General features: G+C 74.8%; 12 protein-coding genes. 8 read left to right on the top strand and 4 right to left on the bottom strand.

The genetic code is table 11. The features are described from left to right. Positions 1 to 63: 63 nt before the first annotated feature. From OPF83_RS06325 to OPF83_RS06310, 4 genes are read right to left on the bottom strand one after another with little or no spacing between them, the layout of a single operon-like run. The gene (locus OPF83_RS06325; RefSeq protein WP_264886400.1) at positions 64 to 696 is read right to left on the bottom strand and encodes an ABC transporter ATP-binding protein; all 633 of its coding nucleotides are present in this window, start codon (positions 694 to 696) and stop codon (positions 64 to 66) included. After that, the gene (locus OPF83_RS06320; RefSeq protein ID WP_264886399.1) at positions 693 to 2,261 is read right to left on the bottom strand and encodes an ATP-binding cassette domain-containing protein; all 1,569 of its coding nucleotides are present in this window, start codon (positions 2,259 to 2,261) and stop codon (positions 693 to 695) included. Before OPF83_RS06320 ends, OPF83_RS06325 begins: the two co-directional genes overlap by 4 nt. Beyond that, positions 2,254 to 3,249 (bottom strand): ABC transporter permease, encoded by a 996-nt coding sequence (locus tag OPF83_RS06315; RefSeq protein ID WP_264886398.1) that lies wholly within the window; start codon positions 3,247 to 3,249, stop codon positions 2,254 to 2,256. The genes OPF83_RS06320 and OPF83_RS06315 overlap by 8 nt, the downstream gene beginning before the upstream one ends. Next, positions 3,246 to 4,880 (bottom strand): ABC transporter substrate-binding protein, encoded by a 1,635-nt coding sequence (locus OPF83_RS06310; protein WP_264886397.1) that lies wholly within the window; start codon positions 4,878 to 4,880, stop codon positions 3,246 to 3,248. Before OPF83_RS06310 ends, OPF83_RS06315 begins: the two co-directional genes overlap by 4 nt. A gap of 96 nt (positions 4,881 to 4,976) precedes the next feature. Here OPF83_RS06310 and OPF83_RS06305 point away from each other — a divergent pair, with 96 nt between their 5' ends. The 8 genes from OPF83_RS06305 (at position 4,977) to urtA (ending at position 12,741) form a co-directional block, all read left to right on the top strand. Beyond that, a complete protein-coding gene (locus tag OPF83_RS06305) occupies positions 4,977 to 5,264 on the top strand; it encodes a helix-turn-helix transcriptional regulator (RefSeq protein ID WP_264886396.1) in 288 nt (95 codons plus the stop codon). 149 nt (positions 5,265 to 5,413) lie between these two features. Next, on the top strand, positions 5,414 to 5,734 hold the full coding sequence (locus tag OPF83_RS06300; RefSeq protein ID WP_264886395.1) for an urease subunit gamma: 321 nt from the start codon (positions 5,414 to 5,416) through the stop codon (positions 5,732 to 5,734). After that, positions 5,731 to 6,531 carry a sirohydrochlorin chelatase gene (locus OPF83_RS06295; protein WP_264886394.1) on the top strand — a complete coding sequence of 267 codons (801 nt, stop codon included), beginning with the start codon at positions 5,731 to 5,733 and terminating at the stop codon, positions 6,529 to 6,531. The genes OPF83_RS06300 and OPF83_RS06295 overlap by 4 nt, the downstream gene beginning before the upstream one ends. A gap of 19 nt (positions 6,532 to 6,550) precedes the next feature. After that, positions 6,551 to 8,734, top strand: coding sequence for an urease subunit alpha (gene ureC / locus OPF83_RS06290; RefSeq protein WP_264886393.1), 2,184 nt, complete (start codon positions 6,551 to 6,553; stop codon positions 8,732 to 8,734). Next, a complete protein-coding gene (locus OPF83_RS06285; protein ID WP_264886392.1) occupies positions 8,731 to 9,540 on the top strand; it encodes an urease accessory protein UreF in 810 nt (269 codons plus the stop codon). Before ureC ends, OPF83_RS06285 begins: the two co-directional genes overlap by 4 nt. Positions 9,541 to 9,694: 154 nt before the next feature. After that, a complete protein-coding gene (ureG, locus tag OPF83_RS06280) occupies positions 9,695 to 10,330 on the top strand; it encodes an urease accessory protein UreG (RefSeq protein ID WP_264886391.1) in 636 nt (211 codons plus the stop codon). Then, the gene (locus tag OPF83_RS06275) at positions 10,327 to 11,262 is read left to right on the top strand and encodes an urease accessory protein UreD (RefSeq protein WP_264886390.1); all 936 of its coding nucleotides are present in this window, start codon (positions 10,327 to 10,329) and stop codon (positions 11,260 to 11,262) included. The genes ureG and OPF83_RS06275 overlap by 4 nt, the downstream gene beginning before the upstream one ends. Positions 11,263 to 11,526: 264 nt before the next feature. Then, positions 11,527 to 12,741 (top strand): urea ABC transporter substrate-binding protein, encoded by a 1,215-nt coding sequence (gene urtA, locus OPF83_RS06270; protein ID WP_375546221.1) that lies wholly within the window; start codon positions 11,527 to 11,529, stop codon positions 12,739 to 12,741. The last annotated feature ends 69 nt before the right edge of the window (positions 12,742 to 12,810 follow it).

Genomic DNA, 12,810 nt, shown 5'->3' with positions numbered 1-12,810 from the left:
GCCGGGGGCTGACCGCCCGGGTGGGCGCCCGGTGTCCCGGCCGCCGGTCACGGCCCCTCGCCCTCAGGCCGCCGCCCCTAGGTCCACGACCTCGTCCGCGAGCGCGGCGGCGAGGCGCAGGTCGTGGGTGACCAGCAGGATGCCCAGCCCGCCCGAGGCCCGGTCGCGCAGGAGGCGGCCCACCGCCGCGGTGGCGTCCGGGTCGAGGTGCGCGGTGACCTCGTCCGCGAGCAGGTAGTCCGGCCGCTGGGCCAACGCTCGCGCGAGGCACGCCCGGTGCAGCTGGCCACCCGAGACCTGGTGGGGGCGCCGGGTCAGCAACGCCGGGTCGAGTCCGACCTCTCGGGCGAGGGCGGGCACGTCGACCGGCGCGCGCCGGAGCCTGGCCGGCAGGCTGATCGTGCGACGCAGGGTCAGGCGGGGGTCGGTCGCGGCGTACGGGTCCTGCGCGAGGAGCGCGGTGTGCCCGGGCAGCCGGCCGCGGTGGGGGCCGACCGGCTCGCCGTCGCGCGTCACCCGGCCGGCGTCCGGAGCCTGGACCCCTGCGAGAACCCGTGTGAGCGTGGACTTTCCGATCCCCGACGGGCCCACGAGCGCCGTGATCGCCCCGCGCCGGACCACCACGTCGGTCGGCGGCAGGGCCCAGCCCGACTCCCCGGGGTGGCGGACCGAGACCCCGCGCGCCGCGAGCGTCACGACGCAGGCCTGAGGTCGGCGAGGCGGCCGGCCCGGAGTTCGAGCACCCGGTCGGCGGCGTCGCTCGCGTGGAGCACCGAGACGTCGTGGGTCGCGAGCAGCACCGCCACCCCGCTCCGGTCGGCGAGGTCGCGGACCAGATCGACGACGGCTCGCGCGGCGTCGGCGTCGAGCCCGGACGTGGGCTCGTCGGCCACGAGTACGCCCGGGTCGGTGCTCAGCGCGAGGGCGATCGCCAGGCGCCGGACCTGCCCGCCGGAGATCTGGTGGGGGTAGCGGTCGGCGAGCGCGGGGTCGAGGCCGACCCGCCGGCAGAGCCCGTCCACGCTCTCCGGCCGGGCGCCGCGGGCGCGGGCGGTGCGCAGTGACTCCTCGACCTGCTCGCGGACGCGTCGCGTGGGGGTGAAGGCTCCGGCGGCGTCCTGGGGGACGTGGGCGGCGCGGCCGCGGGGGCCGTGGCGGAGGTCGCCCGAGACCGCGGCACCCGCCGGCAGCAGACCGCAGCACGCGGCGAGGAGCGTGGACTTGCCGGCGCCCGACGGTCCGACCACCGCCACGACCGACCCCGCGGGCACCCGCACCGACGCCCCGTCCACTGCGCGGACCCGATCGGCGCCCGAGCCCACGTCGACGGTGAGCGCGTCGACGACCAGGGCGTCGGTCACCGGAGCGTCAGCCACGGCTCCGTCGGCCGCGGGTCGATCGGCTGCCCCGCCCACCACGGCCGCCCGCGCCCACGGCAGCGCCCGGGCCCGCGGCAGCGCCCGCGGGAGCGCAGGCCGCCGCGGCCCGAGGAGCGTGACGGCGACGGTCACCGCGACGAGCACCGCGGTCGGGACGACGAGCGGCCACCAGTAGCCGAGCAGCAGCCCGGGCCGGGACAGCGCGACGAGCGTGCCGAGGCTCGGGTCCTCCGGGGGCCGTCCGATCCCGAGGAACGACAGCGTCGACTCGTGCCACACCGCGTGCGGGATCATGAGTACCAGCGCGAGCGCGGCCTGGCCGGCGACCGCGGGCAGCACGTGGTGCCGGGCGAGCGCGAGGGGCCCGGCGCCGGCGGCGCGCGACGCCGCGACGTAGGGCGCCGCGACGACCCGCCGCCCCTCGGCGCGGACGATCCGGGCGACCGTGGGCCAGTGTGTGAGCGCCAGTGCGGCCACCACGGCGGTGAGGGACCCACGGAACAGCGCGACGACGACGAGGGTCGCGAGCAGGTGCGGGACCGCCGCCACCGTGTCGGTGGCCCTCATCAGCGTGGCGTCCGTCCGCGGTCCCGACACGGCGGCGGTCGCGCCGACGAGCACACCGAGGACGGTCGCGAGTAGGGCCGACCCGAGGGCGATCGTGAGCGACGCGCGGAGCGCCCCGGCCACGACGAGGGACAGGTCGCGACCGACGGAGTCGGTCCCCAACGGGTGCGTGACCGAGGGCGCGAGGTGGGCGGCGGTGTAGTCCGAGCCGTGCAGCGCCGCCGGGGCGAGCAGTGGCCAGAGCAGGGCGAACGCCACGAGCGCGGCGAGGACCGCGGCGGCACCCACCCGGCGGGCGGTGAGGTGCTCACGCATCGATCCGCACCCTCGGGTCGGCGACGAGCTGGAGGGAGTCGGCGGCCCACGTCGCGGCGAGGACGGACACGGCGGCGAGTACGGTCGCCGTGGCGAGCAGCGCGAAATCGGCCTCGAGGGCGCCGTCGACCGTCGCGGCGGACAGGCCCGGCCACGCGAACACGGTCTCCACCACGAGCGAACCCACCATGATCTCGGGGATCCGTGCCGCGGCGAGCGCGATGAGCGGGGCCCACGCCACCGGTGCGACGTGTCCGGTCAGGACGGTGCGGTCGCCCAGGCCCCGGGCGCGCGCCTCGGCGACGGCGGTGGTGGCCCCCGCCTCGAGCACCGCGCGCCGGAACGCGAGCACGAGCCACGGGACCTGGCCCGCGGCGAGCGCGAGGACCGGCAGGACCGAGTGTCGGAGCACGTCGAGCGCGGTCGGGGCGGTCCCGGGAGGGGCCGCGCCGGAGACGGGGAGCCAGCCGAGGGCGACCGAGAACACCGCAACCGAGCCCAGGGCGAGGGCGAAGGTGGGGACCGCGCTCGTCGCGACGGCGAGTGCAGCGGACCCGCGGTCCACGAGTCCACCCGGGCGCCGGGCGGCGGCGAGTCCGGCGAGCACGGTCACCGCCAGCGCGATCGCCAGGCCTGCGGCGGAGAGCCCGACGGTCCAGGGCAGCCGCTCGGCCACCACGTCGGCGACCGGCTGCCGGAACACGAACGAGTAGCCGGCGTCCCCCGCGGCGAGGTCGGTGAGCCAGTCCCACCACGCCCGCCACCACGGGACGTCCAGCCCGAGGGCGGCGGCCGCGGCGGCGCGCTCGGCCCCGGTCGTCCGCTCGTAGCCGGCGCCGAGTCCCGCGGCGAGCGGGTCGACCGGCGACGCCGCGGCGAGCGCGAAGGTCCCGAGCGTCACCGCGAGCACGACGAGGGGGGCGACGGAGGCCCGTCGCACGGCGAGACGGACCAGGTCGTCGCGGCGCTCGCGGAGGCGGCGCCTCACGGGGTGGATTCCCACCGGTGTAGTGACCACCACGGCCCCCACGTGACCCCGTGCGTGTGGGGCTCGAGGATCGGTGCGGGGCCGGACGCGCCGGTGTCGCGGACGAGGTAGGTGTGCTCGAGGGTGGCGAGGAACAGGTATCCGGGGTCGAGCGCGAACGCCCGTTGGGCCTCGCGGTACCGCTCGGTACGGTCGGCCGGGTCGGTCGCGGCGCGGGCGGCGTCGAGCGCGCGGTCGACGTCGGGGTTCGCGTAGCCGCCCGGGTTGTCGAGCGGGGCGGTCCGCTCCGAGCGGGAGTGCAGTGCGCGGTACGCCTGCGTGTCGACGGTGTAGGGGTTGTCCCCGCCGCCGAGGAGGATCGCCACGTCCGCCGCGCGCGGCTCGATCTCGTCCCAGGTTCCGCCACGGATCTCCACGGCCACCCCGAGCCCGGACAGCTGGTCGGCGACCGCGGAGGCGAGCTCGCGCCGGAGCGAGTCCGCGGCCGGGTAGGCCAGCTCGAGCTCCGCGCGGTCCGCTCCGCGCCGCAGCACCCCGTCCGGGTCCGGGCGCCATCCCGCCGCCTCGAGCCGCGCGGCGGCCGCCTCCAGGTTCTCTACGGGTGTGCCGCCGCCGGCGGGTCGGGTGGACTCGAACTCCGGGTACGCCGGGGTGACGGGGCTCGTCGCGGGCTCGCCGTGGCCGCCCAGGACGTGCTCGACCAGGGCGTCGCGGTCGAGCGCGGTGTCGAGCGCGAGTCGGACCTCGGGGTCCCCGGTGAACGGGTGCGCGGCGGGGAGCGAGACGCCGCGCCAGTCCGCGGTCGCAACCGAGACCAGCTCGACGCCCTCCCGGTCCGCGAGGCCGGCGGCGAGCCGGGGCGGCAGGACCGTCCCGTCGACCTCCCCGGTGAGGACCATCTGGGCGCGCGCATTCTCGTCCGGCACCGAACGCAGGACGAGCGTCTCCACGTCGGCGGGCCCGTCGCGGTACGCGGGGTCGGCCACGAGGACGGCCTCGCCCGCCGACAGGCTCTCGAGCCGGTACGGGCCCGTCCCGACCGGCGCGGTGTTGAGGGGCGACGCCGCCGCGGGCCCGGGCGCGAGGAGCTCGGACGGGGCGATCCCGAGCAGGAGCCGTGCCGGGAAGCCGGGGTCGGGCGCGGCGAGCGTGAACGTCACGGTGAACGGGTCGGGGGTGCCGACGCGCTCGATCGTCTCGTAGTCCGACGCGATCGGGGACCCGGACCGGGGGTCCGTCACCGCGGCGTACGTCGCTGCGACGTCGGCGGAGTCGAAGGCGCTGCCGTCGTGGAAGCGCACGCCCTCGCGGAGTCGGACGGTCCACGCGAGGCCATCGTCGCTCACCTCCGGTTCGGCCGCCGCGAGCGCGGGGACCAGCTCGGGGAGCGACGAGTCGTCGGGTGCGTCCGGTCGGAGCAGTCCCTCGTACAGCGGCGAGACGCCCGTCGAGCCGTAGCCGGAGACGGGGTTGAACTCGCCGAGTTCCGCGCCGTCGGCGAGGACGAGACGGGTGCCCTCCGGGGCGGCCGACCCGGGCGCGACGCAGCCGGTCAATGCGAGGGCCAGACCGGCCGCGACCGCGGCGGAGACGGGACCACGGGCGCGGGGGGAGGGGTAGAACAGGGGCACGGCGACTCTTCCTGCCGGGGCGGTACGTGTCCGGCCGGACACATGACCCAGAGCGTAGGGACCCGATGTGTCGTCGATGTAAAGGAGCACGTCGCGATGGATCTGGACGACTGGGCGCTGCGGTTCGACCTGCTCGCCGACCCGACCCGGCTCGGCCTGCTCGCGCACATGCACGAGCGGGGCCCGGGGGCCGCGACCGTGACGGACCTCGCGGCCGCCGTGGGTATCACTGGCAACGCCGCGTCGCAGGCCCTCCGCGTGCTGCGGGAGCAGGGGTGGGTGACGGCCGAGCGCGACCCCGCGGACGGGCGCGTCGTACGGTACTCGCTCGTCGACCAGACGGTGCACCGCATCCTGCACCTCATGGGCGCGCGGCACGACTGACCGCGGCCCGAGCCGACGAAACACGCCCGACACACGCCGGCGCTAGCGTGTGTCATATCGCGCCGGGAACGACGCGCCCCACGGGCACGCGACGGCGTGGCACGCCCCGCGGGCACGACGCGGCACCCCACCCCACGAGAGGACGCCGGATGAAACTCACCCCCCGTGAGACGGACAAGCTCACTCTGTTCACGGCGGCCGAGATCGCGCGCCGCAGGCTGGACCGCGGAGTGCTGCTCAACGTCCCCGAGGCCACGGCCCTCATCTCGTGGGAGATCGTCGAGCACGCCCGCGACGGACGGACCGTCGCCGAGTGCATGGACCTCGGCCGGCAGGTCCTCGACGTGGGTCAGGTCATGCCCGGGGTCCCCGAACGCCTCGCCATGATCCAGGTCGAGGCCACGTTCCCCGACGGCTCCAAGCTCGTCACCGTCCACGACCCGGTCGGCCCGGTAGAGACGCGGGCATGAGCGACACCCGCCCCGGCGCGCACACGCACTCCCCCGCGCACCGCCCCCCGTCCGCGGTGCACGTCGTCGCGGCCGTCGGTCCGGAGGCCGAGGGGATGCCCGATCCCGGTGTGCCCACCGCCCGGCCGGGCCGCGCGCTCGGCGACGTGGTGGAGGCCCTGGCGACCGGTGCTCCTGACGACCTCGTCGTCGTCGTCCCCCTCTCTTTCGGTCGGTCCCCCGCGGTGATCGCGGACTGCTCCCGCACTCTCCGCGACCTCCGGCCCCGGCTGGGGCCGGGCCGCCTCGCCCTGGCCGACCCCTTCGGCGACCCGTCGATGCTGGTCACTCGCCTGCGGGCGGCTCTGCGCCGCCACCCCGACGCTGAGGGCGCGCTCGTCGTGAGCCCCGGGATCGACCCGTTCGCCGACGCCGAACTGTTCCGCGTCGCGCGCCTGGCCCGGCAGTACGGCCGTCCCGCGCTGGTCGAGGTGGCGTTCGACGGCGGCGTCGAGCCCGACCCCGACCTCGCCGGGGGGCTCGCGCGCCTGACGGCCCTCGGCGTCGCGCGGCCGGTGATCGTGCCGGCGACCCTCGCCCCCGCCCCGGTGACCGGACACGGGCTCCCCGGCGAGGGCACCGCGCTGTTCGGGCCCGCCGTCGTGCGCAGCGTGCTCGACACCCGCGCCGCCGAAGCCGTGCACCGACTCGAGCACGGCCGGGACGGGATCGACGCGGCGCTCGAGGCCGAGGACGGTCACGGTTACGCCCACTCGCACGTCGCCGCCGACGGCACCCTCTACAGCCACTCGCACTAGTCACGCACGAGGAGTCCCGATGTCCGCATCAGTCCACTACACCTATGGAGACGGTGACGTCACGCTCGATGCCGGACGCCCGACCGTCGAGGTCGCCGTGACCAACACCGGCGACCGCGCCGTCCAGGTCGGCTCGCATTACCACTTCTTCGAGGCCAACCGGGAGCTCCGGTTCGACCGGCGGGCCGCCTACGGCCGTCACCTCGCGATCGGGGCCGGGCTCGCGGTGCGGTTCGAGCCGGGGCAGACGCGGACGGTACGGCTCGTCGACTACGCGGGAGCCCGTGTCTGCCACGGGTTCTCGGGGCTCGTGAACGGCCCACTGGACGACGACGAGGTGCGCGCGCGGGCCCTCGAGAGGCTGGCCGCCGGCGGGTTCGGCGACGAACCCCGGCCGGACGGGGACGGGACGGCGGGGGAGCCGGACGGGCCGCCGACCGTCCTGCCGCGCGCGACCTACACCGACATCTACGGACCGACCGTCGGCGACCGGCTCACGCTCGCCGACACCGCGCTGACGATCGAGGTGACGCGCGACCACAACGCCGAGACCCACGACGGCTCGCGCGGGTACGGCGAGGAGGCCGTGTACGGGGGTGGCAAGGCGATACGCGACGGGATGGCGCAGGACCCCGCCGGGACGCGGGCGTCGGGGGCGCTCGACCTCGTGATCACCGGCGCGACGATCCTCGACGCGGTGATCGGCGTGGTCAAGGGCGACATCGGCGTACGGGACGGGCGGATCGTGGCCGTGGGCAAGGCCGGCAATCCGCACCTGCAGGACGGCGTGCACCCCGACCTCGTGATCGGCCCGGGCACCGAGGTCGTGGCCGGCGAGCACAAGATCGTCACCGCCGGCGGCGTGGACACCCATATCCACTTCCTCGCGCCCCAGCAGGCCGAGGAGGCGCTGTCCAACGGCGTGACCACCCTGTTCGGCGGTGGCACCGGTCCGGCGGAGGGGACCAAGGGCACCACGTGCACGCCCGGCGCCTGGAACATCGGCCGCATGCTGCAGGCCGTCGACGGGCTACCGGTCAACGTCGGGCTGCTGGGCAAGGGCAACACGTCGCAGCCGGAGTCGGCGGTCGAGCAGATCGTCGCCGGCGCGGCCGGGCTCAAGATCCACGAGGACTGGGGCACGACCCCCGCGGCGATCCGCTGCGTGCAGGAGGTCGCCGACGCCCACGACGTGCAGGTGGCGATACACACCGACACGCTCAACGAGTCCGGTTTCTACGAGGACACGCGCGCCGCGATCGGCGACTCGACCATCCACACGTTCCACTCCGAGGGCGCCGGCGGCGGGCACGCGCCCGACATCCTCCGCGTGTGCGGCGAACCCAACGTGCTGCCCGCGTCGACCAACCCGACGCTGCCGTACACGGTCAACTCGGTCGACGAGCTGCTCGACATGGTCATGGTGTGCCACCACCTGTCGCACGACATCCCCGAGGACGTGAGCTTCGCCGACTCCCGGGTGCGCGCCGAGACGATCGCCGCCGAGACCGTGCTGCACGACGAGGGGATCATCTCGATCTTCTCCTCCGACTCCCAGGCCATGGGGCGGATCGGCGAGTCGTGGATACGCGCGTTCCAGACCGCCCACCACTGCCGCCTCGAGCGCGGGCCGCTGCCCGAGGACGTCGCCGCGTCCCCCGACGGCGCCGGCGGCGCGCGCAACGACAACGAGCGCGTCCTGCGCTATCTGGCCAAGATGACGATCAACCCGGCGATCGCCGCAGGGGTCGCCGAGCACCTCGGGTCGGTCGAGCCGGGCAAGCTCGCCGACCTCGTGGTGTGGCCCGTCGACTCGTTCGCCGCCAAGCCGTCCGCCGTGATCAAGGGCGGGATGATCGTTTGGGCGCCGATGGGCGACCCAAACGCGTCGCTGCCCACGCCCGAACCCGTGCTCTACCGGCCGATGTTCGGGGCGTACGGCCGGGCGCTGCAGGCCACGCGCGTGACGTTCCTGTCCGCCGCCGCGATCGAGGCCGGGGTACCCGACCAGCTCGGGTTGGGCTCGCCGTGCCTGCCGGTCCGCGGCTGCCGCGGGATCGGCAAGGCCGACATGGTGCGCAACGACCGCTGCCCCGAGATCGGGGTCGATCCCGAGACGTACGTCGTCACCGTCGACGGCGAGCCCGCGACCATTGCCCCGGCCACCACGCTGCCGCTCGCGCAGCTCCACTACCTGGCATGACGGGGGCAGTTCCGGAGGCCGGGCTCGGGCGGCTGTTGCTCGCGCTGCAGTTCACCGACTCGTCGTTCCCCTCGGGCATGTACACGCTCTCGCACGGGCTCGAGGGGCTCGCGCAGGAGGGGCGGGTCGACGCGGACTCGCTGGCCGACATGGTGCACGGGATCCTGCGGCACTCCACAGGGCCGGCGGACGCGACGGCGCTCGCGCTCGCGTGGTCGGCGGTCGCGGAGCACGGCGGCGGGGCGGCACCGGGAAAGCACGGCGACATGGCGGTGCCAGGCGGAGCGGTGCCGGGCGAGGCCGGGCCGGACGCCAGCGGGTGCGGCGCCACCGAGCTCCTGGCGGCCCTCACGCGCATCGACCGGCGCCTCCACGCCACGCGACTGACCAGGGAGTTCCGCGACGGAGCGACCCGCACCGGCCGTCAGGTCCTCGACCTGGCCGCCGAGATCCTGGACGACCCCGTGGTGGACGCGTGGAACGCGCACGTGCGGGCGAAGCGGGCCCCGGGCTCGCAGTCCGTCGTCATGGGAGTGGTCTACGCGCGGGGCGGGCTCACCCGGCGCGAGGCGGTGGCTGCGGATCTCACCGCGGTGGTGATCAGCATGGCCGGGGCCGCGCTCCGGCTGCGTCTGGCCGACCACCGCAGTGCGCAGGCGTTGGTCCGCGGCGCGGCGCCCGTGATCGAGGAGGTCACCGACGCGGCGCTGCGGCGGCCCCTCGAGTGGATCGGCGGCTCCGCGCCCGGGCTCGACCTGGCCTCGTGTCGCCACGAGCACGCGGAGGCCCGGCTCTTCGCGAGCTGACCCGCCCCGGGCGCGGCCCTCCCAGATCGATCGCATTTATGCCGCATCGGCTGAGTAGGTCTCGCCAGGAATGTGATCGATTTTCACGAGATGCGATCGATCGCCGGAACGGTGCGCAACGGCCCCGAAACACGCGCGGGGTAGCGTCGGCACCATGGCACTCGGGCGACAGGTACTGCGGATCGGAATCGGGGGACCCGTGGGTTCCGGGAAGACGGCACTCATCGAGGCGCTCGTCCCCGCCCTCATCGAGCGCGGCCGGACCCCGGCCGTGATCACCAACGACATCTACACGCAGGAGGACGCCGAGCACGTGCGCCGCACGCTGGCCGGCGTGCTCGACCCCGCGCGCGTCGTGGGCGTGGAGACGGGCTCGTGCCCGCACACCGCCGTCCGCGACGACCCCACGATGAACCTCGCGGTGGGAGCCGAGATGCTCGACGAGCACCCCGACGTCGACACCCTCATCTTCGAGTCCGGAGGCGACAACCTCACGCTCACGTTCTCCCCGGCGCTCGTCGACCTCTTTCTTTTCGTCCTCGACACCGCCGAGGGAGAGAAGATGCCCCGCAAGCGCGGCCCGGGCATCACCGAGTGCGACCTGCTCGTGATCAACAAGATCGACATCGCGCAATACGTGCGGTGCGACCTCGACGTGATGGCCTCCGACGCCGATCGCGTCCGCTCCGGCCGGCCCGTCGCGCTCACCGACTGCCTCAGCGGCACCGGGATCGACGACGTGCTCGACCATCTCGAGTCCCGGCGCGCGGACCTGTTGCCCGCCGGATGACCCGGCCCGGAACCCGGCTCACCCGCGCGGCCGACCCCGGGCCTGTCTGGCCGGAGGTGGCCGCGGGCCCGGAGACCGGGCCCGGCGCGCTGCCCGTGGGCTCGCCGGGCAAGGTGGGCGTGCTCGACCTCGACTTTCGTAAAGACCCCGGCGGCCGGACGGTCCTCGCCCGGCGCCACCAGAAGTCCCCGCTCCAGGTCATGCGGCCGCTGTACGTAGACCCCGCACTCCCGCACGTCCCGGTCACCTACGTCATGTCCACCGGGGGCGGCGTGGTCGGGGGCGACCGCCTCGACACGGGCATCAGGGTCGCAGACGGTGCCCACGTCGTCGTCACCACCCAGGCGGCGACACGAGTCCACCGCACCGACGTCGGGTACGGCACCCAGACCGTGTCCCTGACCCTGGAACGCGGCGCGGTGTGCGAGTGGGTGCCCGATCCCCTCATCCCGTACGCGGGGAGCCGCTTCCAGCAGCGACTGGTCGCCGAGGTGCCGGACGACGCGGTGCTCGTCGCCGCCGACGTGCTCACCGCCGGCCGCGTGGCACGCGGGGAGCGGTGGGACCTCGACGCGCTCGTGTCCACCGTCGAGATCGTCCGCCCCGGCGGGGACCCGGTCGCGGTCGACACGACCCGCATCGTCGGCGCCGAGGCCGCGCACCCCCTCGTGGTGGGCGCCGCGGGGGCCATGGGCACGCTGTTCGTCGTGGCCCCCGGACCCGCCGCCGAGCTCGCCGGGGTCCTCCGCGACGCCACGGCGGACGCCCCCGGGTGCCGGGCCGGCGTGAGCACGCTCCCGGACGGCGCCGGTGCGTGGGTCCGCCTGGTCGGGGACGGGCAGGAGGAGGTCGAGGGCGCGGTCCGTGCCGCGTGGTCGGCGAGCCGCACCCACGTCCTCGGCGCCCCCGCGCCGGACCTGCGCAAGAGCTGACCCGGCACCCGGCACGCGGCACAGGCCGACGGCGCGCGACACACAACCTTCACGAGCGGCCGGGCCGGGCAACACGGCCGAAACACGGTTGACCCCTGCGGCGCACACGGCGTCCATACCTTTACTTCTCATCGAGCTTCGGACCCCGGGCCCCGGGAAGTCACGACAGCCGCGAAGAGACATCGAGGACGATCCATCGTGACCAGCACCCCCTTCCGTACCGGAACCACCCGCCCGCGCCGGGCCGTGGCCGCCGCGGCGCTCCTGGCGCTCGGCGTCGGCGCCCTCACCGCGTGCGGCAGCCGCACCACCGACGAGTCCGCAGCCGCCGCCGAGTCCTGTGTCGACACCTCCGGCGACACGATCAAGGTCGGCTCGCTGCACTCCCTGTCGGGCACCATGGCGATCTCAGAGGAGACCGTGCGCGACTCCGTGGCGCTGGCGATCGAGGAGATCAACGCCGACGGCGGCGTGCTCGGCAAGCAGATCGAGCCGATCGTCGAGGACGGCGCGTCCGACCCCGCCGTGTTCGCCGAGCGGGCCGAGAAGCTCATCACCGCCGACTGCGTGGCCGCGGTCTTCGGCGGCTGGACCTCGTCGAGCCGCAAGGCCATGCTCCCCGTGGTCGAGGACAACAACGCGCTGCTCTACTACCCCGTCCAGTACGAGGGCCTCGAGTCGTCGCCGAACATCTTCTACTCCGGCGCCACGACCAACCAGCAGATCGTCCCCGCGCTCGACTACCTCAAGGAGGAGCGCGACATCGAGTCGCTGTACCTCGTCGGCTCCGACTACGTGTTCCCGCAGACCGCCAACCGGGTGATCCGGGCGTGGGCCGACGCGAACGACGTGGAGATCCTCGGCGAGGACTACACGCCGCTCGGCTCCACCGACTTCTCCACGATCGTCAACAAGGTCCGCACCGCCCAGCCCGACGCGGTGTTCAACACCCTCAACGGCGACTCCAACGTCGCGTTCTTCCGCGAGTACTCCAACGCGGGCCTGGCCGCCGAGGACACCCCGGTCGTGAGCGTGTCGATCGCCGAGGAGGAGGTCCAGGGCATCGGGGCCGAGAACATCGTCGGTCAGCTCACGTCGTGGAACTACTACCAGACCATCGACTCACCGGCCAACACCGCGTTCGTCGACGCGTTCAAGGCGAAGTACGGCGAGAACCGGGTCACCTCCGACCCGATGGAGGCCGCGTACACCTCGGTCTACCTGTGGAAGAACACGGTCGAGAAGGCCGGCAGCTTCGATGTCCCCGCAGTCCAGGAGGCCGCCGACGGGGTGAGCTACGAGGCCCCCGAGGGCACGGTCACGATCGACGGCGAGAACAACCACATCTCCAAGACGGCCCTCATCGGCGAGATCCGCCCGGACGGCCTGATCTACGAGGTGTGGAGCTCCGGCGAGCCGATCGAGCCCGACCCGTACCTCGAGACCTACGACTGGGCCGGCGAGCTCTCCGGCAACTGACGGCCCGTTCCCCTCACCCGGCGTCCGCGGCGCCCCGGCCCACCACCGGGCGCCGCGGCCCGGGGTGCG

This window comes from Dietzia sp. NCCP-2495 (assembly GCF_026011735.1).
Classification (GTDB): Bacteria; Actinomycetota; Actinomycetes; order Mycobacteriales; family Mycobacteriaceae; genus Dietzia.
The sequence above is the reverse complement of the archived record's forward strand: the minus strand, read 5'-3'. Positions and strand labels throughout refer to the sequence as shown.

Bases quoted from the DNA above. Each gene is read 5' to 3' on its own strand.
- OPF83_RS06320 (WP_264886399.1), bottom strand. From the start codon at position 2,261: ATGCGTGAGCACCTCACCGCCCGCCGGGTGGGTGCCGCCGCGGTCCTC.
- OPF83_RS06305 (WP_264886396.1), top strand. From the start codon at position 4,977: ATGGATCTGGACGACTGGGCGCTGCGGTTCGACCTGCTCGCCGACCCG.
- OPF83_RS06300 (WP_264886395.1), top strand. From the start codon at position 5,414: ATGAAACTCACCCCCCGTGAGACGGACAAGCTCACTCTGTTCACGGCG.
- OPF83_RS06295 (WP_264886394.1), top strand. From the start codon at position 5,731: ATGAGCGACACCCGCCCCGGCGCGCACACGCACTCCCCCGCGCACCGC.
- ureC (WP_264886393.1), top strand. From the start codon at position 6,551: ATGTCCGCATCAGTCCACTACACCTATGGAGACGGTGACGTCACGCTC.
- OPF83_RS06285 (WP_264886392.1), top strand. From the start codon at position 8,731: ATGACGGGGGCAGTTCCGGAGGCCGGGCTCGGGCGGCTGTTGCTCGCG.
- ureG (WP_264886391.1), top strand. From the start codon at position 9,695: ATGGCACTCGGGCGACAGGTACTGCGGATCGGAATCGGGGGACCCGTG.
- OPF83_RS06275 (WP_264886390.1), top strand. From the start codon at position 10,327: ATGACCCGGCCCGGAACCCGGCTCACCCGCGCGGCCGACCCCGGGCCT.